At 63.1% G+C, this 20,219-nt stretch carries 15 protein-coding genes; 4 read left to right on the top strand and 11 right to left on the bottom strand.

The annotated features are described in order from the left end of the window. Positions 1–6 precede the first annotated feature (6 nt). Positions 7–4,281 (bottom strand): HEAT repeat domain-containing protein, encoded by a 4,275-nt coding sequence (locus QME84_11075; protein ID MDI6874806.1) that lies wholly within the window; start codon positions 4,279–4,281, stop codon positions 7–9. 393 nt (positions 4,282–4,674) lie between these two features. Here QME84_11075 and QME84_11070 point away from each other — a divergent pair, with 393 nt between their 5' ends. Next, positions 4,675–5,328, top strand: a complete 654-nt coding sequence (locus tag QME84_11070; GenBank protein ID MDI6874805.1) for a DivIVA domain-containing protein — start codon at positions 4,675–4,677, stop codon at positions 5,326–5,328. A gap of 266 nt (positions 5,329–5,594) precedes the next feature. Here the strand turns inward: QME84_11070 and QME84_11065 are convergent, their stop codons facing one another. From QME84_11065 to QME84_11045, 5 genes are all read right to left on the bottom strand, one after another. Beyond that, positions 5,595–7,175, bottom strand: coding sequence for a thiamine pyrophosphate-binding protein (locus tag QME84_11065; protein ID MDI6874804.1), 1,581 nt, complete (start codon positions 7,173–7,175; stop codon positions 5,595–5,597). A gap of 84 nt (positions 7,176–7,259) precedes the next feature. Beyond that, positions 7,260–9,068: a thiamine pyrophosphate-binding protein gene (locus QME84_11060; GenBank protein MDI6874803.1), complete on the bottom strand. Its 1,809-nt coding sequence runs from the start codon at positions 9,066–9,068 to the stop codon at positions 7,260–7,262. A gap of 307 nt (positions 9,069–9,375) precedes the next feature. After that, a complete protein-coding gene (locus QME84_11055) occupies positions 9,376–9,882 on the bottom strand; it encodes an SDR family NAD(P)-dependent oxidoreductase (protein ID MDI6874802.1) in 507 nt (168 codons plus the stop codon). 420 nt (positions 9,883–10,302) lie between these two features. Then, a complete protein-coding gene (locus tag QME84_11050; protein MDI6874801.1) occupies positions 10,303–10,797 on the bottom strand; it encodes a PaaI family thioesterase in 495 nt (164 codons plus the stop codon). A 70-nt stretch (positions 10,798–10,867) separates the two neighbouring features. Continuing rightward, entirely contained in the window at positions 10,868–11,893 is a 1,026-nt protein-coding gene (locus QME84_11045; protein ID MDI6874800.1) for a ketopantoate reductase family protein, read from the bottom strand. Positions 11,894–12,198: 305 nt separating this feature from the next. On the opposite strand from QME84_11045, the gene QME84_11040 reads away from it, so the two are divergent. Both QME84_11040 and QME84_11035 read left to right on the top strand, forming a co-directional pair. Further along, complete coding sequence (locus QME84_11040; GenBank protein ID MDI6874799.1) at positions 12,199–13,395, top strand: MFS transporter; 1,197 nt, start codon at positions 12,199–12,201, stop codon at positions 13,393–13,395. Next, entirely contained in the window at positions 13,388–14,209 is an 822-nt protein-coding gene (locus QME84_11035; protein ID MDI6874798.1) for an alpha/beta fold hydrolase, read from the top strand. The genes QME84_11040 and QME84_11035 overlap by 8 nt, the downstream gene beginning before the upstream one ends. A gap of 200 nt (positions 14,210–14,409) precedes the next feature. On the opposite strand, the gene QME84_11030 is transcribed toward QME84_11035, so the two are convergent. Together QME84_11030 and QME84_11025 are read right to left on the bottom strand one after the other, a co-directional pair. Further along, positions 14,410–15,615 carry a PD-(D/E)XK nuclease family protein gene (locus tag QME84_11030; GenBank protein MDI6874797.1) on the bottom strand — a complete coding sequence of 402 codons (1,206 nt, stop codon included), beginning with the start codon at positions 15,613–15,615 and terminating at the stop codon, positions 14,410–14,412. A gap of 665 nt (positions 15,616–16,280) precedes the next feature. Then, positions 16,281–16,895 carry a phage holin family protein gene (locus tag QME84_11025; GenBank protein ID MDI6874796.1) on the bottom strand — a complete coding sequence of 205 codons (615 nt, stop codon included), beginning with the start codon at positions 16,893–16,895 and terminating at the stop codon, positions 16,281–16,283. Between the two features lie 233 nt (positions 16,896–17,128). Here QME84_11025 and QME84_11020 point away from each other — a divergent pair, with 233 nt between their 5' ends. Further along, positions 17,129–17,542, top strand: a complete 414-nt coding sequence (locus QME84_11020) for a hypothetical protein (protein MDI6874795.1) — start codon at positions 17,129–17,131, stop codon at positions 17,540–17,542. A gap of 28 nt (positions 17,543–17,570) precedes the next feature. Here QME84_11020 and QME84_11015 read toward each other — a convergent pair whose 3' ends face one another. The 3 genes from QME84_11015 to QME84_11005 form a co-directional block, all read right to left on the bottom strand. Continuing rightward, positions 17,571–18,902, bottom strand: a complete 1,332-nt coding sequence (locus tag QME84_11015; GenBank protein ID MDI6874794.1) for a trehalase family glycosidase — start codon at positions 18,900–18,902, stop codon at positions 17,571–17,573. Next, positions 18,899–19,117: a hypothetical protein gene (locus QME84_11010; protein MDI6874793.1), complete on the bottom strand. Its 219-nt coding sequence runs from the start codon at positions 19,115–19,117 to the stop codon at positions 18,899–18,901. Before QME84_11010 ends, QME84_11015 begins: the two co-directional genes overlap by 4 nt. Positions 19,118–19,260: 143 nt before the next feature. Next, positions 19,261–20,073, bottom strand: coding sequence for a (Fe-S)-binding protein (locus QME84_11005; GenBank protein ID MDI6874792.1), 813 nt, complete (start codon positions 20,071–20,073; stop codon positions 19,261–19,263). Between the last annotated feature and the right edge of the window lie 146 nt (positions 20,074–20,219).

Raw genomic sequence — 20,219 nt, 5'->3', positions numbered from 1 at the left:
TCCGGCTCAGTCCAGCTCTCGGAGAAGCTCCTTGAATTCCCGGGATCCGCGTATGTCGTCGAGCAGGCAGCGGGCCATCTCCCTGACCTCTGGATCCGCATCTTCCAGCCTCTCCCGCAGCGCTTCTTCCGCCGCCTCCGCCATCTCGGCCAGCTTGTTCCACTGCCGGGTAGCCATGAAATATCGGGCTCTTTCGCGGTCGTCCGCGGGTGTCCAACCAAGACGGTCAAGGGAGGCGGCCACCCGTGCCCTTACGTCCGCATCTTCGTCGGAGAGAGCCTCCGCCAGGTGTCGGCAGGCCCTGGCGTCCCCGAGTTTGCCCAGGGCCCTGGCGGCCCTTCCTCTTACCTCCCCGTCCTCGTCCTGGAGGGCGGAAAGCAGCGGCTCGAGGGCAGCCGCATCGGGGAGGTTACCCAGAAGAGATGCCGCCATGCGCCTTTTCTCCACCTCCGCGTCACGCAAGGTTCTCACCAGCGGAAGCACGGCCGGCTTCCCCAGGTGGGCCACCTCTTCCCACTTCCCTTCTCGGATGAGGCTCTGGGCGAGTTCCTCCTCCTCCCCCGTCTTCCAGCCCAATTCGGCCAGGATATCCCGGGCCACGGCGCGTACTTCCTCCTTGCGGTCGTGGAGCAGGTTGCGCAGGGTCGGCACCGCCGGCAGTCCTATCTGGCGCAGGATGAAGGCCGCCTTCTTCCGTTCACCCTTCTCCCCACTCCTCAATACCTCCGCCAGGGGGAGCACCGCTTCCTCGCCCAGGGCAAGCAATTCCTTCCAGCTGCGCTGGGCGATCAGGGCTTCGGCGTGGGAGGACATGGCACCGACCGGTATTTCCTCCAGCGGCTTTTCTTCGGAAGCACCCGATAGAACGGCCTCCTCCTTCCCGACCGCGGGCAAGAGGATTTCCTCCAGGGGTGCCTCGGCCTCCTCGAGCTTTTCCACCCCGGTTTCTTGTGGAGCGGAAACGGCCACCGGCTCTCCTGCCGGCACCTCAACCTCCCTCGTGAGCTCCGTCGCCCCGAGTACCTCCTCGACCGTCGCTTCCTCTCGTGGCGGTTCTCCCTCACCGACCACCTCCGCGGCCGGTCCCACCTCCGAAGAAATGGTAACTTCTTCCATCTCTTCCACGGCGGCCTCTTCTTCCGCCACGGATACCACTTCCTTGGCCTCCGCGACCACCAATTCCTCGGTTTCCTCCGCCGCCACTTCCTCTGGCTTCCAGCCCAGCTCCCCCAGGGCCTCGGAGGCGGCGGCCCTTACTCCTTCGTCCTCGTCGTCCAGGAGGCGCAGCAATCCTTCCAGTGCGCCGGGATCGCGCAGCTTCCCCAGGGACCTGGCCGCCTTTTCCCTCACTTGGGGCTCAAGGTCCTCGAGGACATCGAGAAGCGGCTCGAGTGCCCGCCGGTCCCCGATCTCCCCGAGAGCCCAGGCAGCCTTCATGCGCGTCTCTCCGTCCTCGGCGGACAAGGCCTCGATGAGGGATTCCACGGCCACGTCCCCCATCCCCGCCAGGCGGTCCCACTCCCGTTCGGCGATGAGCCGCCGCACCTCCTCTTCCTCCGTGGGTTTCCAGCCTAGCTTTTCCAGCACCAGGAAAGTCACCCGGCGTACGTCCAGGTCCTCGTCCTCGAGGACCTGCACCAAGGCGTCGACAGCTTCCCGCTCCCCTATCTCCCCCAGGGCCCAGGCGGCCTTACGTCGGACCTCCGGACTGCTGTCCCGTAGCGCATCGACAAGCGCGGGGACGCCGCGGGGATCACCAATGACCCCCAGGGCCCAGGCGGCACCGCTGCGCACCGATTCGTCCGCGTCCCGGAGGCGGGATACCAGGGGTTCCACGGCGCGGGGATTCCTGATGACCCCCAGGGCCCAGGCCGCTCCGCGACGAACCTCGGGCTCCTGGTCTTCGAGAGCCTCCAGGAGAGCCTCTACGGCGTTCTCCCCCAGCGTGGCCACCTCCTCCCATTTGCCCTCCAGGATCAGCTCCCTCGCCTTGGTCCCTTCCAGCCTCTCCATCGCCGGGCCTCCCTCCGCGGCCACCAATTCGGATGGCTTCAGGCCCATCCTGGTGAGGACGGAAGCCGCAAGAGCCCGGGCGTTGGGATCTTCGGCCGACAGTGTCGCCTGCAGGGCTTCCACGGCGGGCTCGCCTATCTTCTCCAGGGCGTTGGCCGCTCTCCCCCTCACCTTCTCCTCGGGATCCCCCATGGCCTTCACCAGGAAGGGTATGGCCCGCAGGTCCTTAATGTCGCCGAGAACCCTGGCCGCCTCCTTGCGCAGCTCGTCCCCTCCTTCCTGCAGGGCCTGGATGAGGGCATCGGTGCACGGGGTACCGATTTTCTTGAGTGCCCCCGCGGCCTTCACCCTCACATCCCGCACCGGATCCTCCAGCGCGGATACCAGGGCGTCTACGGCACGAGGGCTGCCGATCACCCCCAGGGCCCAGGCCGCCCTGGACCGGACCTCCTCGTCCTCGTCCCCCAGGGCATTGATCAGGGAATCCACCGCCAGCTCACCCATCTCCGTAACCTTGTCCCACTGTCGCCTGGCGATGAAGTAGTCGGCCTTTTCCTCCTCCTCTCCCGGCTTCCAGCCCATCTTTCCCAGCACTTCCGATACCACCTGGGCCGCCGCCTCCTCGACCACTTCCTCCTCGAGCGTCGGCATCCCCGATTCCAGGCTGATTTCCTCCAGCTCCAAGGGACTCAAGAAAGCTTCCTCTTCCGCCTCGAGGACCTTTTCCATTTCGGCTGCTTCCGCCTCGCGCCCCTCCCCGGACAGGATTCGGGATACGATCTCGCGGGCTATCTCGGCCACTCCCTCCAGCTCCAGAGCCCTGTCCAGGGAAGGCAGGGCCTGCTCGCCGAGCTCGCCCAGGGCCCAGGCGGCGCCGCGGCGCACGTCCTCATCTTCGTCCTTGAGGGCCCGGACCAGAGCCTCCGAGGCCCGAGCGTCCCTTATGACCCCCAAAGCCCAGGCCGCACCCCGGCGCTCCTCCACCTCACCCTGCAGCAGAAGTTCCATGAGCGGCTCCGTGGCCAGATCACCCATCTTGCCCAGGGCCCAGGCGGCGGCGCGGCGCACGTCCTCATCTTCGTCCTTGAGGGCCTGGATCAGGGCGTCGAGGGAACGGGGATCACCCACCTCTCCCAGAGCCAGGGTCGCGCTCCGGCGCACGAACCAGTCGCGGTTCCGCATGGCCTGCAAGAGGACATCCAGGGTTTCGGCTCCGCCCATCTCCTTGAGAAGCAGGGCCGCCTCCCGGCGCAGCTCCTCGTCCTCGTCCTCTAGGGCCTGCATAAGCGGGGGCAGCAGCCTCTGGGAGTTTTCACGGACCAGGGCCGCCACCCTGCTCCGGGTCTCCCACCCCTCCTTCTTCAGGGCGCGCAGAAGGTGGGGGAAGGATTCCGCGTTCATCCCCGCCAGCTTATCCCAGTCCCGGTTCACCAGGTGCAGGAAAACGCGGTCCTCCTCCCGCCTCGGCTGCCAGCCAAGCTTGGCCAGGACCGCCGCCGCCAGGCGGCGGAGGTCCTCGTCCCCGCTGCCCAGGTAAGACTCCAGCCCGGCGATGGCCTTGCGGCTGTTCAGGGAGACGAGGGCTGCGGCCGCCTCCCTGCGCACCTCCCTGTCCTCGTCGCGCATGGCCGCGATGAGGGGGTCGATGGCCGATTCGTCGCGGATCACACCCAGGGCGACAGCCGCCTCCTTGCGGGCCTCGGTATCCTCCAGGGTGAGATTGTTGATGAGATATTTCACCGCCGTTGGCCCCAGCTTCTCCAGGGCCCAGGCTGCCGCCCAGCGCACGTTGTCGTCCTCGTCCTTGAGGGCCTTCACCAGCGGACGGACCGCCCGTACGTCCCCGATGGAACCCAGCACCAGGGCTACCTTGGCCTTGGCCTCACCGCTCTCGGTGCGCATGGCATCGATGAGCGAGTCCACGACCACTTTTCCAATCTTTTCCAAAGCCCAGGCAGCCTTCCACCTCACGTCGCCGTCCTCGTCCCGAAGGGCCTGGATGAGAGGCCGGGCGGCGGGCTTTCCTATCTCCCCCAGGGCCCAGGCTGCCGCCCAGCGCACGTCCTCGTCGGCATCGCGCAGCGTCTCTATGAGTGGAGCCACCGCCCGTGCCCTCTTGAGCTTTCCCAGGGCCAGGGCGGCATTTATGCGGACGTTCACGTCATTGTGCCGCAGCGCCTGTATCAGTCCGGAAACGTCGCGCTTGGCCTCCATCTTCTCGATGTTGGGCTTGATAAGCTTCCCCTTGGACGGCTTGAAAATTCCCAACTCAGATCTCCCCTTCACCTTTCCTGACACGGACACGGAGAACTTCCCGCGGGACCAGGATTCCTGCCACGTGCTCGGACCCGTTATCCCAATCCACCCCAAGATATTATGTCAACTCTATGGTAATTAAACAATATTCAGTCTAAAATCTATTACCGGGCGAGGCGACGTTCAACCCCCTTACCGGCGGCGCGAGCGGGACAGCGGTGTTGCGGGAAAGGGCTTGCTGGATTTATAAATATATGGGCTATTGGCTTGCTCGGTAAACCTCCGTGGTTGGCCGGCGCTTTCCTCGTGGGGGAAGTGGTAAAAGGAGGGTAAAGACCTTATACTTAGTTCTTAAGGCGTGGGTCTTCCCTGGAAGGTTACGGATCATCAAAGGAGGAGATGGTGATGGCGATCAGCCCCATGGACATCCACCTTAAGGAATTCACCGTGGTCACCACCGGGGGTTACGACAAGGAAGAGGTGGATTCCTTCCTCGACGCCGTGGCCGAAGAGTTGGAGAGGCTTGCGGGCCGCAACAAGGAGCTGGAGGAAATAGTCGCCGCCATGCGCCAGAAGGTGGCGCAGTTCGACGAGATGCAGAAGACCCTGCAGACCGCCCTGACCAACGCCCAGAAGAGCGCGGGCAACATCCTCCAGGAAGCGCGCAACCAGGCAGCCGCCATCATTAGGAAAGCGCAGGAGAGAAGCGGGAGGATCCTGGAGGAGATGGAGCGAGAAAGGGAGCGCATCCTATCCTCCATAAACTCCGTGCGGGAGCAGATCATCGAGCAGATCCCCCGCATGAGGGAGCTCCTCGAGAAGAGCCGGTCCCTCCTGAACGAGTACGAGGAATATACCCGCAAGGCGGAAATCCCTGCGGCAAAGGGGGAAGCTGAGGAGGAGGCCACCCCAACCGCAGCGACGGAGGTCGTTACCGAGGAAGAGACTGAAGAGCCAATCACCGTTTCCGAAAAACCAGGGGTGGAAGCGGAGGAGAAGGAAAGCGAGTCCGAAGAGGCCGCTCAGGAGGAGGAAAAGGAAAAATACGTCTGGGACTGATCGCCTTTCGGTAGGCGACGATTCGGGGCGCCTCGCAGGCCGCATGCTGGCGAGGCGCCTCTGTTCATCCCTCCTTGAACAGCGCCCACGCCGACTGCCGCCTGGCCCTCGCCGCGCGATGGACTCACGGCACGCGCGCTGCGGTTCCGTTCCTTGCCCCCGGCTTGGTACCTGAAACGCCTATTGGGGCTTTCGGTTGGGATACGAGTCTCGATCCCGCTTCCTCGCCGTTCACCCGCCGCCCCCTCCGGCTTTCTGGTCCATTGTCAACGGCCACCGGCCTCGAACCCGGTGAGGTCCACCACGGCCGCCCTGCCACTTCTCTCCGCCCTGTCCAGGGCGACCATCAACTCGGCGGGGGTCGAGGCCTTCTCCCCGTGCAGGCCGAACCCCACCGCCACTTCCTTCCAGCGGTACCTCTCCCCTACCACGCATATCACCACCCGGATGTCCTCCCGCCTGGCGGTATCCAGTTCCTGGATATGGTGCATGAGGGCTTCCGTGTCGCACAGGGCTATCACCCTGTCCCGTGGTCGGGCCAGCTTGACCCCCAGGGCGAGGGGAAGCCCATACCCATTACCCCTGAGCCCCCAGGACCGGATTCGAGTGGCGGCGTTCTTCGCCGGGCAAAGAAGGGACCCCCAGTAAGTGGAATCGGGTCCGTCTAGGACCAGATAATCCCCGGGGTCCAGGCTCTCCCCCAGCGCGGAAATAGCCCGCCCAGAAGCGTTACCGTGGGCCTCCTCCCTGAGCGCCCGGGCATCGCGCAGATAGGCCTCGCGGGCCTTTTCCCGCCAGCTCCTCCTCTCCACGGGGACCTCTCCTGCCTCTCCGGCGAGGCTTCCGGCTATGGAGGCCACGTCGCCGGCCAAGGCGGCATTGAATTTTCCCAGTGCACCCAGGAGCTCCGGTTGAGGGGAAGTCTGGATGATCCGCGCCCGGGAGAGATCCACCGTCTCCATGACCGCCTCCTGCTCGGAGATGGTGGCTCCCAGAAAAAGAATCGCGTCCGCGCCGCCCACCACCTCCCGGAGGCCGGGAAGTGCGGGGTGGCCCAGTATCCCGGCGAAGGAAGGGTCTTCACTGGCGATGGCGGACAGCGCGGCCGGGGTGAGGGCCACCGGGAGGGACAATCTTTCCGCGAGCGCAGAAACCGCATCCCACGCGGATTCCCTCAGAACCCCCAGGCCGGCCACCAGGACCGGACTGGAAGACGCTTCCAGGATATCGATGGCCTCCCGCAAGTCCTCGGCCGCGGGGTGAAAGTGCCCCTGAAAGCGGCTGCTCCCCGGGGGAGGTATGAGGCGGCGGAGCTTCCGCTCGGTGACCAGGTGGGTCTCGTAGAACACGTCCACGGGAACGTCCATGTGCACCGGTCCTTTCTCGCCGGACATGGCCTCCCGCAGGGCTCTCTGCACCAGCCGCGGTATGCGCTTCCAGCTGTAGGCGATGCAGTGCCAGCGCGTGATCCCAGCCATCATCTCTGCCTGGTAACAACCCTGCAGGGACTCCTGCGCCGGGTACATCTTCCAGGTCTGAACCTGGGGAGATATGGAAAATATTGGGACATGGTCCGCCCAAGCACCCGCCGTGCCCGCCGCCGAGTAGATGGCCCCCGCTCCCACCGTGGAGATGATCACCGCCGGCTTTCCCGAGGCGCGGGCGTACCCGTCGGCCATCATGGCTCCCGCGGCTTCGTTCCGAGGCACCACCAGCCGGAGGCCCGGGTGGCGACCCACGGCGTCGAAGAGCGGAAGAACCTGGCCCCCCACTATGCCGATGAAGTGGTCCACCCCTTCCTGGGCCAGCGTCCGGGCCACCAGGTCCCCGCCGTTGAGCAGGTACACAACACTCACCCCCTATCCGAGGTCCAGGGTTCCGCCCGAACGGACTCCTAAACGAAATTCCGGGAGGTACATTCCTCTCACCCCCTATCGGAAATCCAAGTCCAGGAGTATGTTGGCCGCGTACTTGGCCCGGTTTACCAGGCGCCGGTCTATCTTCATCTTGGGAATCCCCAGGGCCCGCAGGGGATTGATGCGGACACCCTCGAACTCGCCCAACGCGAAACTGGCCAGGGTCTCCGGGAAACAGTCCGGGTCCACCAGGACGTCCACCACCGCCGGCCCTCCCGCCTCCAACGCCTCCCGCAGGGCAGGTGCGATATCCGAGGCGCGGGACACCCTCCTTCCGTAACAACCCAGGCCGCGCGCCACGGCCGCGTAGTCGATATCCCCCAGGATGGACCCCACCCGCCGGCTCCCGAAGAAGAGGTCCTGGGCCCCCTTGATCATGTTCCAGCACCCGTCGTTGAAGATGACCACCACGAAGTCCATGCCCAGGCGACGGGCGTTCTCCAGCTCCTGCACGTTGTAGAGAAAGGACCCGTCCCCCTGGATGACCGCCAGGGGGCGGTCGGGGTCCGCGGCCTTGACCCCCATGGCCACGGGGATGCCGCACCCCAGGGTGCCCATCCCCGCCGGGAAGAGGGCGCTCTTGGGCTTGTGCTCCATGCAGAACATCCCCGCCCAGAGGGTTGTGTTGCCGCCGTCGATGACCAGGAAGGTGCCGGGCGGCAAAACCTCCCTGATGGTCCTGGCCAGGTAACCCTGGTGGATGAGTGGCCAGCGGTCATGGGCCTCTCCCTCGACGCGCGAACGCCACCTCCTCCTCACCTCCTGGAGGTGCTGGAGCCAAGCCGCATGAGCGGGGTTGGGACCGGCCGCCCCCTCCTCCACCAGGCGGATCATCTGCTTGAGCACCGCCCCGGCGTCTCCCAGGATGGATACCTCCACCGGGATGTTCAGGCACATGTTCACCGGGTCCACGTCCACCTGGATGAAGCGGATGTCCGGGTTCCAGAAGGGCGGCTGCCCGAATCCCTCCAGGCCGCCCAGGGCGGCACCCACCACCAGCGCGCAATCCGCGCGCTTGATGGCCCGGTGAAAGGCCTCGCCGCCCACGTAGCTCGGACCGCCGATGTAGCAAGGATTGTCACCCCGGACACCTCCCTCCCCGGCCACGGTGGTGGTGGCGGGCACGCCGAGCATGCGCACCAGCCGGTCCATCTCCTCCCAGGCCTGGGCGTGGATAACCCCTCCCCCGGATACGATGAGGGGACGTTCCGCTTCCAAAAGCGTCTTGAGCCCCTTTTCCACGAGTTCCGGATCGCCCTCCATGACCTTGGCCTCCAGGGGGCCTAGTCCCTTTTCGATCAAGTCCTCCAGTTCCTCCTCTTTCACCTCCCTGCTTTCCAGGAGCGCCTCTTCCTCGATGTCCAGGTGCACGGGGCCATGGCACCCGTTGAGGGCCTCCCGGAGGGCCTGGCCCAGGGCCACTGGTATGTCTTCCCAGTCCAACACCCGGGTACCCCACTTAGTGAAAGCGGAATAGGATTCACCCTGGGTGCTGCCCGGAAGCTTCATCTCCAAGCGCCTGGGGGAACGCACGGTCATCATGAGGAGGGGGATCTTGTCCGCCCAGGCCGTGCCCAGGCCGGTAAAGGCGTTGGCCGCCTCCGCCGGGGTGGAGCATAGGACGGCCGCTGGGAAATGATGGTAATAAGTGTTCCCGTAGGCCATGAAGGGGCCGGCTATGTCCCCCAGGGGCGTGATGGTCCTCACCCCTTCCCGCTCCCGCAGGAGACGGATGGTTAGACCAAGCACCCCACTCTCTTTCCCAACCGCGAACCGTAAACCCGCCTTACCTAGAGCACGAGCCAGAAGCTCTCTCCCTTCCACCAGCAAGCCGATCACCCCCTCTTTTTCGCCATTTTGGAAGAGAATGACACGTCATTCATCATATTGGCCATTTCGCCCGAGATCAAGGAGCTGCAACCGTGCTTCGGCGTTGATTATCCATCCGGGAGGATCGCTTGTCCCGGGTCGGACCCCGGTCATCCCCACCGTTATCCCGCTCCCCTCGGAGAACTTAACCACCCGGGGGCGGGCAGGACCCGGATTTCAAGCCCCACCTTTCCCGTAGTTCCAATTGTTCGCGGGAACGCCGGAGAACGTTCCGGCGGCCGGCTGGTTCAGCTTTCCCGGATCACGTGCCTTCCCCATCGAGCCCACGGTACCAGGCCCGGGTTAGTAAAGCCAGGAGTCGGGCATAAAGCCCGCGGCTCAGGCGATGAAGGGCGCCCCCCAGGTGAACCTCCCAGCAAACGGGAACCACTCCCCGGTTCTTCTGCACCGCCTCCACCACCTTCTCCGCCACCTTCCTCGCGTCACAGCGACGCCGGGAGAGAAGCCTCTCGGTGCGGACCACGGAGTCCTCGGGCTTATCCCCGGGTAACACGGTTCGCTGTCGCGAGGAACGGAAGATGTTGGTAAGGATGAACCCCGGGCATACCACCGTCACCCCAATGTTGTGCCGGGCCGCCTCGGCGCGGAGGGTCTCGGAAAATCCCACCACGACGTACTTGGTGGTACAGTAGGGAATGGAGCCGGGCAGCGGGGCCAGGGCCAGGCCCGAGGAGATATTGACGATGAGGACCCCTCCCGCTTCCACCATGCGGGGATAGAAATAGCGGCACCCGTTGACGACCCCCAGAGATTACCCCCATTATCCATTCCCAGTCCCCAAGGGTTATGTCCTCGAACAGCCCCGGCCGAGACCCCGGCATTGTTGCAGAGGACATCCACCCTGTCGAACTCGCGGTATACGTTCTCGCAGAAACTCTCCACCTGGAGAGCGGCGGAGACATCCACCACCTGTGTGTATACCGGGACGCCGTGACTTTTCAGCTCCTCCGCTGTTCTCCTCAGTCCATCCGCGTCCAGGTCCGCAAGGGCCAGGGCAGCCCCCCGGCGGGCGAAGGCCTCGGCGATGGCCTTACCTGTTCCGCTGGCCGCCCCGGTGACCACCACCATTCTGTCACCGAAGTCCTTCATCCCCCCGTTTCCGGTCCAGAAAAGAACTTCCCTTTATTCCACAAGATTCCTGCTCGCCCAGTCCTTGCCATTACTCTTCTCAGGATTTCGTATCCCCGCGCCTCAGGCGCTCATCGACGGGGTCCCTGGACTCGCGCACCTGGGACTCGCCGCTCCGGATCACGAAGACGGTGGTCATCCCGGCAGCCACCAGGTTGCCCTCCTCGTCCCTGACCTCTCCGTATCCCACCCCCGTGTAGCGCCCCTTGTGCAGGGCCCTTCCCTCCGTGTACAGCACCCCCTCCCTCACGTTGGAAACAAAGTTAATCCTCTGGTCCAGGGTCACCGCAGCTTCCCCCGGAGACAGGAGGGTGCCTACGGCAATGGAACAGGTGGAGTCGAGCAGGGAGGCGAGCACCCCACCATGCAATATCCCGTAGAGGTTCTTGTGCTCGTCCTTGACCACTAGGCGCAACCTGGCCAATCCCTCTCCCGTCTCCACCACCTCCATGCCCAGGTGGCGATAGTAAGGCGACCCGTTGAGCAGGGCGACCATCTTCTCCCTCAATTCCTTCCAACCGGCTTCCCCTGTCATTTCCATTTCCTTCCTTTTCCTCGCACAACGCGCGCGAGCCCCGCCCAGTCCCGGCCTTGAGTGACACGGATCACACGATCTCTTTCAGGGGGCGCACCTCGATCATGTCCAGGTTGTCGAAGCTCAGGGGGTACCTGCCCTCCTGGATACCCCGGATTATCTCCGTGACCTTGTCGTTGACCGGGGTGGGCACCCCCGCCTCCGCCGACTTGGCCGACAGGTAGCCGTTGAGGGTCTCCACCTCGCAGGGAAGCCCCTTGCGCAGGTCCTGGAGCATACTGGGAACCTGGTCCCGGTGTCTTCCCCAGACCATGCGGATAACGTTCAGGGCGTTCTCCTCGCTCTCGCGGATGATGTCCAGGAGCACGTTGGGGTCCACGCCCTGCATGGGTTCCATCCTGATACCCAGGGCCCGCGCCGTCTTGAGGGTCTCCACGATGATGGAGGTGGCGGCGATGAGCGCCTTCTCGTTGTCCAGGATGTCCCCGTAGGTGCAGTTCAGGGCGGTGCCCAGGCCGCTCATGGATACGTTGGCCAGCAGCTTGGTCCAGCGCGTCCCCACCAGGTTGGTGGTTATCTCCGCCTTTCCCGCCTTGTCCAGCACTGCCTTCACCGCCCGGATGCGCTCGGTGACTGACCCGTCCATCTCGCCGATGTCGTAGGTCATGGCTTCCACCTCGCTGGTGAGCTCGGAAACGCCTGGCTCCAGGAGGGTGGCCCCCCAACCGATGGCCCCTCCCAGGGTGCGCTCGCGGCCCACCACCGAGGCCACCCGCTCCTCCGGCACCCCGTTCTGGAGGGTGATGACCGCGCTGTTCTCCCCCAGGAAAGGAAGAATCTCCGGCAGGGCGCGGTCGTCGTAGGTGGTCTTCACCAGGTAGATGACCAGGTCGTAGATCCCCTCCATCCGGTCCGGCGTGATGGCCCTCACCGGAACGGTGAGTTCCATGTGCCCGGTGATTCGCGCTCCCTTCTCGTTCATGGCCTTGACATGCGCCTCGTTTACGTCCACCAGCACGATGTCCTCCCCGCCTTTGGTTAAAAGGGCTCCTATGACCGTGCCCATGGATCCCGCCCCTACCAGTGCCATCCTCATCTTCCTCACTCCCTTGTTTTCTCCGCAATCGATCCGCTCCAGGCCTTAAAAACTCGCTTCCGATCTCACGACAGGACCCCTGCTCCTTCACTCCCGAGTCCCCATGGCGACCGGGGTTCATTGCATCCACGCCCAGCCACGTAGACATTATACTCTGCGGCCACGAGGCTTTTTGATAACCATGTTCCTCGATCGGCATCCGGGGATTTAACACCATGGCCCTCAAGCGGCACCAGGGGGATTCGGGAGCCGTCCTCTGCTACAATCTTTGCATCGGGGCATCGGCCGAGACACAGGAGGGCTTGATGGAGGGACCTGAGGAACGCCTGATGACCCGGGGTTTCCTCCTGGTGTGCGCCAGTAATTTTCTGGCATTTTTTGCCATATACATGGTCATCCCCATCCTTCCCGTCTTCCTCGAGGAAAGGGGTTATTCCAACGCCTTCATAGGGTTCCTCATGTCCGTGGCCACCATGGTGGCGCTCCTCCGCCCCTTCTTCGGCCGCCTGGCGGACGATCACGGGCGTAAGCGTCTCCTGGCGACGGGGACGCTGCTTTTGGGCCTCTCCACCTTCTTCTACGCCTCCTTTTCCACCGCCGTGCCCCTGCTGATCATCCGCTTCCTCAACGGGTGCGGACTGGCCGCCTTCCACACCGCCGCCTATGCCATGGTCGGGGACCTGGCCCCGCCGAGTCGACGCCTGCAGGCCATCGCCATCTTCTACATCTCCGTGGACGTCTCCATAGCCCTTGCTCCCCCGGCCGCCAAGGCCTTGCGCCTGGCCTGGGGGTACACTCCCGCGTACCTGCTGGCCGGCGTCATCGCGGCGCTCTCCTTCCTTTCCTCCCTCCTGGTCCCCGAGACCATGACCGCCACGGCGACCGGCCGCAACGGGAGGGCGAAGACCGGTTTCACCCCCCTGCAGAAGGCCATCTTCGCCGCCACCATGGGGTTCACCCTCACCTTCGGGAGCCTGCAGACCTTCATCGTCCTCTCCTCCCAGAGCAAGGGGGTAGGCCAGGGGGAACTGTTCTTCACCGTCTTCGCAGCCACCCTCATCGCCTTCCGGCTGGGAATGGGAAAGAAGGCCGACAGGATAAACCGGCGCCACCTGGTGCTCGCATCTGGACTCATGACCCTGGTGGGCCTGGCCATGCTGGCTTACGCGAACAGCCTGGCCCTTCTTCTTTCCGGAAGCCTGGTCTACGCCATCGGCTTCGCTTACCTGCCCACCACCCTCTCCGCCCTGCTGCTCGACCACACTCCGCAGGAGATGCGGGGGAGGGCGCTGGGCATGTTCATGGCCGTGTTCGACGTGGGGATAGGCCTGGGAGGCATCGCTCTCGGTCCGGTGGCCGACTCCCTGGGATACCCGCCCATGTACCTCCTGGGCGGGGCGCTCGCGGCATCAACCCTCGTATACTTTTACGCCCGCACCGTTGGCATCGCCCTGCCTTCCGCGCAGGCAGCCGCCACGATCCAAGGAGGAAAGGATGAGTGAAGCCAGCATCTACCGCGAAAACACCGTGGAGGCCAATGGCATCCGCATCTACTACCGGGAGATGGGAAGCGGAGACCCCCTCCTCCTTATCATGGGCCTGGGGGGCAACGTCGACTGGTGGACGCCCAAATTCCTGAAATCCCTCGCTTCACGGTATCACGTTGTGGCCTTCGATAACCGTGGCGCGGGGAGGTCCGAAAAGCCTCCCGGTCCCTATTCCATCCCCCAGATGGCCGATGACGCCGCGGCGCTCATGGACAGGTTAGGGTGGTCCTCGGCCCATGTCCTGGGAATGTCCATGGGGGGAATGATCGCCCAGGAACTCGCCCTGCAGCACCCGGAAAGGGTTCGCAAACTGGTCCTTCTGGTCACCACCTGCGGAGGCCCGGAGCAGGTTCCCGCTTCCCCGGAAGTGCTTCAGGTTCTCTATTCCCCGAAGGAGGGAATCTCTCCCGAGGTCATAGCGCGATCCACATTATACCTCCTGTACCCTCGCAAATACATTGAAGAGAACCCGGGGAAGATGGAGGAGGTGGTTAAGGCCATGCTCTTGGCCCCCATACCTCCCGCGGCCTTCGCCCTCCAGCTTGCCGCCATCATCAACTGGTCATCCCATTCCCGCCTCAAGGATATCCACAATCCGACCCTGATCATCACCGGCTCCGAGGATATCCTCATCCCGCCGGAGAACTCGCGCATCCTGGCCCGTGCCATTCCCAACAGCCGCCTGGTGGAGTATCCGGGTGGGGGACATGGCCTGATCGGACAGTTCCCGGTGGAGGTAGCGGGGGAAATAGCGGCCTTCCTTGGCTGAATCGCGCACGGTTTGACCGAAGGGCGAAGCTCGCCGGGTTGAGGGTTCGGGAACGATGACCCCGCTCGCCTCGCTCCCGGGAACCGCGCCTCCCGTGATCGATCCCGCCTACAGAGGCGGAAATCGACGCCGCGGAAGCTTCGCCCCCGTTCCTCGCCCGCTTCGGGAATCAAGGGCCTCGGGATCCCGGCCAGGCAGCTTCAGGTCCCTGCCTGGTCCGGCAGCTTGCGAATCCTCAACGTTACGCTCTCTTCCCAGGACAGGAGCTCGCGTAGGCGGGCCCTGGTCTCCTCCTCCACCTCCTCCGCGGAGACCAGGGAACCCACTCGGATCGGGTTCAGCGTACACACCTCTTCCCACTTCCCGGCTTCTCTGAGCGTTTCCTCCAGCCTCCTCCTCTCCTCGCTCCCGGCGGAAGGAAGCACCGGCCGCACTGCTCTGGAGAGGCTCAGCACACTGGAGGTCCCCTGTATCTTCTCCACCCCGTGGAACTCGGCGAACTCCAGGATCTCCTTCCGCACCCTTTCTAGGTTCTCCTCCGCCTCCTTTTTCCGCGCGTGCCACTCCGCGTACTCGTCGACCAGCTGGATGCCGCGGTCCATCCCCAGTTCGCGCTCCGGCAACCTGGACACCATGTACAGATGCTTGCGGCGGGGGCAGTATTCCTGGACCTCGCACCAGTCGCATAATTCGCTCTCCCGGGGAGGAAAATCCTTAGCCTCCTCGATTTCCCGGATCACCCTCAAGGCGCCCGCGGCCACCTCCTCCAGGCTCTCCCTCTCCCGCCGGAGGCGCAGCTCGCGGTCGAAGACCAGGTAATGCCAGACCAGCTCCACCTCCCGCGCGTCCGGGAAAGCGGCCTCCACCGCCAGCTGGTAGAGGCTCAGCTGTCGGTCCCCTTCCAGCGCCTCCTGGGAGGGCAGTATCTGCGAGGTCTTATAATCGTGGATCTCGTACTTCCCACCCTCCAGGTAGTCCAGGCGGTCCAGGATGCCGATGAAGTTCACCTGGCGGCCCTCCTCGTCCCGGAGGGGTATCTGTACCTTCCTCTCCAGCCACAATGGTCTGCCCCCGCCGCGGAAGGGATAATACCGCCGGTAGTAATCGCCCAGGCACCTCAGCCCGGTGTTCAGGTAATCCTCCTCGCTGTACTCGCTGCGTACGATGAACACGTCATCGCCGTAGGAAGCCCTCCAGTTGTCGATGAAAAAGCGGTTCAGCTCCTCCAGTTCCGGAAGACGGGACATCCGGAGGTCCCGGTAAAGCTTCTCCAAGGCCGAATGGACCAGGGACCCCATGAAGGCCTCTATGCTCCTCCTGCCCGCTTTCACTCTCTCCAGGTAGAGTATGCGGTACTTGTGGGGGCACTTCTCGTAGGTCTCCAGCTGGGAGTGGGAGTAAATCAAGACGCTCACCTCCCACGAATATTTTAGTCCCTCCCTGCGACATCAAGGGCTTTCGGACAAGGAGGTTCGTGGAGCCTTTAACAAGGCAGGATATTCCAGATGGACGTGATTCCCTCACCAACCTGATCGCTCATTGGTGAATGCAAGAACCCAATCGTTGGCCAGGGTATCCCCTCCTGCCATATAGCAATTAAACGATCGTGGTTCAGGGTAGCCCCTCCAGCCGAATAGCCAGTAAACGATCGCTCGGGTGTGAATGCAAGAGCCCAATCACAGTCGAAAAAGAATTATAAACCTAAACCTTATGTTTATTTTAATTGCCGCTGTCCTCGAAATTTTGACTTCTCCGTTCTGAAAAATAAATTTTAACGCGAGCAAACTTTATTATTTAATAATCAAACTTACCACCGAGAAGCAGGTGGAAGACTCGAAAGCAGTGGTCGCGCGAGCCGCCCCAAGCCCTAAACCTCCCCCGCAATAGAATTCGTTCTGAAAGACTCCATTTATGGCTGTCTTTCTCCAGGTGAGGGTATGAATCTACTTCCGGCCTCCCTCCCCCGGGCAATGAACTTCGACGAAGTCCCTTATATAAATATAAAGTTTATGTTTATGCCTTCATCCTGTTGCCCGCGGCATCGATGTCGGGTTAAAGCAGGGGCTTCGTCTTAGCCTTCCTCTTCCTCAATCAGCTCCTTCACCTGCCGGAGGAATCTCTTCCTCCTCGCCTTCACCACCCCTTTCACGAGCCGGTACCCCAAGTACGCGCCCACCAGGTAAGGGGCCACCACCTTCAGCTGGTTAACGGCTTCCTGGAGCTGCTGCTGCCTCGCCTCGGCCTCCTTACGAGCCATCTCCTGTAATTCATCTAAGGTCTCCTTGATCTCCTCCCCGGTGCTCTTTATCTCTCCCACCACCTCTTCGCCCGGCTCCTTCAGGCCCCCGGCCCCCTTCCTGAGCATGCTTATCCCCACGGCCACGATGATCCCGCCCAGCAGAAAGGAGCCGAACACCACGATGAGGGCGGAAAGCCAGAGGCGGTCCAGAGCGATGTTCACCAGCAGTGTGACCACCGCGATGATGTAGACCGCCGCCACCGCGATGACCGAGAGACCGAATAGGGCGACGGCGGCGCCTATGGCGATTCGCTTGCCGCTCTCTTTGAGTTTGCCCTTCAGCTCCTCCCCGGCCGGACCGCCCAGGGCGGTAAGCTGCGATTTCATCCTTGACCCCAGCCCGATGAGGCGCTCGACCCGCGTTTTGACCTCTGAAATTCTGCTCACCCAGACCTCCTTTCCCTCGAACCTGCGATCGGCGATATATTTTCTTAATATTTACTGGCCCCTAGGGACCTCGTAAGATCATCCCGCCGGTAATTTCTCCGGAAAAACTTCTCCGGGTACCGTCGAACCACCTTCCGCCGGCAAGCCCTCCCGCATCCTTCCCGCAGCCCGAACTTGTAGGATCATCATGTATGGGATGTGCATAGTTTATTACGTTTGGGTATATAAATGCTATGCCACAGGGAAACTGGATAATATTGCTCCACTTTCTGGCCGTATGGATGAGCGTGGCCACCAGCCTCATGGCCGGGTGGTCGGTTCCCCTCCGCCCCTACATCTCCCTGCCCCTGGGGGTTTTGATCTGGCTTCTGGGCTTTTTCCTGAACCTGAGGATCATGGAAACCCAGCGACGCAGGAAGGCCACCCATAGCAGGGCCCACGTGCAGCAAAGCTACCGCAGGATCGCCGCCCGCACGTTGATGAACCTGGGAATCGCCCTTGGTTTCCGCTCCTGGCTGACCATGGTCATCGCCTGCATCCTCATCCCCTTCTACCTGGAGGCCGCCAAGAAGAGGAGGATGTACCTGGATTACCTGCGCACGGGCATGTTGAGGGACGCCTTTCCCAATCGCATCCCCCGCAAGTGATCGCAAGGTAATCCCGGTGACGCATTCCCTACCCTTCCTCCTCGTCTACGATTTCCGGCCAGAACCTGGCTACCATGTCCAGGGCCAGTGCCGGCCAGCAGAAATCGGGTATCCTCCTGCCCTTCCCATCGCGGGAATCGTAGAACTCGTAGAAGCCCTCCCGGAGGATCATCCTTACCGCCCGGCGGGTGATCTCTCGCGCCACGTCCCGGTATCCGTACTCGTCCAGCGCAATGGCAAGCATCCAGCAGAAGTTGACCCACACGCAGTGCCCGGCCCAGAGGCTGTTCTCCACCCACCTCTCCTCTCTCTCCAGCTCGTCCAGGGGGTTGAAGGGGACGGGGTAGGGGGTGAAGAACTCCCTGGGATTCAGAAGGTGGTCCTCGATCAGCCTCACCGCCCTTTCCTCCCTGCACAGGCCCCCAAAGAGGGGCATGAGGGAATCGGCGGTCTTCTTCCTGGCCAGGCGCGGCCTCCGGAAACCGAAGCGCGGGAAGTAGCATCCCTTTTCCTCGTCCCAGCACAGATCGTCCAGCGCCCCCATGATGTCCATTGCCCTCTCCTCGTACCTTCTCTCCCTTTCCGGTTCCCCCATCTCCCGGGACAGTAGGGCCATGCTGCGGCAGGCGCGAATGGTCAGGCAATTGACGGTGAGCTCCTGGCAGACGAAGCGGTCGGCCCGGGCCAGCTTTTCCGGGTCCCATCCCAGCGCCCGGTTGAAGGCGAAGAGGGCAGTGGGGTAGAGATCGGAGCGCAGCACGCTCCGCAACCCCCCGCGTTCCAAGCCCATGGCCTGGAAGAACTGGGGGGACATGTCGGTCCCCGATTCCCAGGGGTGGAAGATGGTGACCAGGCCGTCGCCGAACACGTTCCGTTTCTCCAGGAGAAAGTCCAGGCTCCGGCACATGTTCGGCCACAGCCTATTCAACCACTCCCTGTCCCCCGTCCTTTCATACACCAGGAGAGCGGCGTAATGGTAGCTGGGAGGATCGATCATGTAGGAGGCGCCCCGGCGATCGAACTCCCAACGCACCAGCCAGGTCTGGATGTTGCGCAGCCAGGGATGCTCGGTGCGATGGGGCAACAGGACCTCGTGGGGGAGGTGGCCGTCATCCCTCACCTGCCGGAACAGGGTCTCCAGCTCCCGGGCCGCCTTGCGGACATCTACGTGCAGCATAGCCACGGCGTGAAACCCGCTGTCCCACCCAAAGAGGGAGGGATAATGGTGATAGGAGGGCATGTGATAGTAGATTTCGCCCTCGTCCACCTCGTTGAGCTCGAGGACCCGGATGGATTCCTGGAAAAGCCTGCGCCACTCCGAGGGGGTCAGCGGCCCAGGCTCGATCCCCGGCCCGGTCATTCCTGTGGAGGCTTCTGGTAAGCGGGGACCCCGTAAACCTTTTCATAGGCCCGGCACCAGGGGCAGAACTTCAGGCGTGATTCCAGCTTGGCCAGCTGGTAAAAGATCCCTCCGCCCTTCTCCCTGCCCCGCTTGCAGACCGTGCACTTGTTAAGGCAGAAATCCGCCCTTTTCCGGGTCTTCTCATCCCACTGGGTCTCCGTCATTTCCTGCATCCCTACCTCCTTCCTTCACCCCTTTTGTTCCGTCACCACCGACCCCCTACCCCGGCCCCTCATCATTCTATATTTTCCCTCTCCGCCCACCTTACCTCCCATGAATCCCCGCCCTCACGCCCCACATCCGGCAGGGGCCGCGTTCACGACGCGTCCCGGCCCTCCATGGCCTTCTCCACCAGCTGGGGAAGCATGAGTACCTCAACCCCCTTCTCCAGCGGCACCGCGGCCAGCGCCTGGCCGTAACAGCCCGTGCAGATGGTGACCAGCGTGTCCGCGCGGAGGTTGTCCACCAGGTGGGCTATTCCCTCGGGCTTGTAGCAGCAGCTCGGGGCGCCGATGCGGTTTACCTGCAGGCCTCTTAACCTGGAAAATACTTCCTCCGCGGATTCCAGGTCCATGGGCACGGGTGAAAATTTCCGGTGCAGGCGGTAACATCCCGCGTAATAATCCACTTCCCCTTCCCAGGGGATGACGTCCATGACCTCGGCCAAGGCCTGGGGATAGAAGACTATGTCCTCCTCCGGGAAGGCGTGCCGGTAGATCGGGTAGCAGGGAGAACAGAAGATGATGAGGCGCCGGGCCCCGAGTTCTCCGGCTTTTTCAAGGTTCAGGGCCACGAACTTCCGGGAGAGTTCCCGGCATTCCTCCATTGCTTCCTGGTCGCGAGCCTGGATGGCCGGGCGATAAAGGTAATTGCCGCAGCAGTACTCCCGGGAGAGGAAGGTGTAGGACATACCTCCCTTTTCCAGCACCCGGGCCAGGGAGGCTATGACCTGCGGGAGGAGGTACATAACCTGGCAGCCGCTGATCACCACGTTCTCCGCCTCCCGGTCGTAGGGCAGACCGTGCTTCTCCAGGACTTCCACCCTTGGAGGCAACCCGGCGGCGGTATTCCCGGTCTCCAATATGGTCTGGACCATGTTCTCATCGATGAGCGGGTTGTTTGACGTCAACTTGATTTTCCCTCCTCGTTGCCTCATCAAGAAATGTTACCATCATGAATCATCAGCGGGATAGTAGCAAATCATCGCTTGCATCCCGGTAGGTAAAGCCCACAACCCTATGTAAATTCTCGCCCTCCAAGACAAGGGACTGCTTT

The sequence above is a fragment of the Actinomycetota bacterium genome (assembly GCA_030019255.1).
In the GTDB taxonomy this organism is placed as follows: domain Bacteria; phylum Actinomycetota; class Geothermincolia; order Geothermincolales; family RBG-13-55-18; genus Solincola_A.
This window is presented reverse-complemented; position numbering and strand designations above follow the sequence as displayed.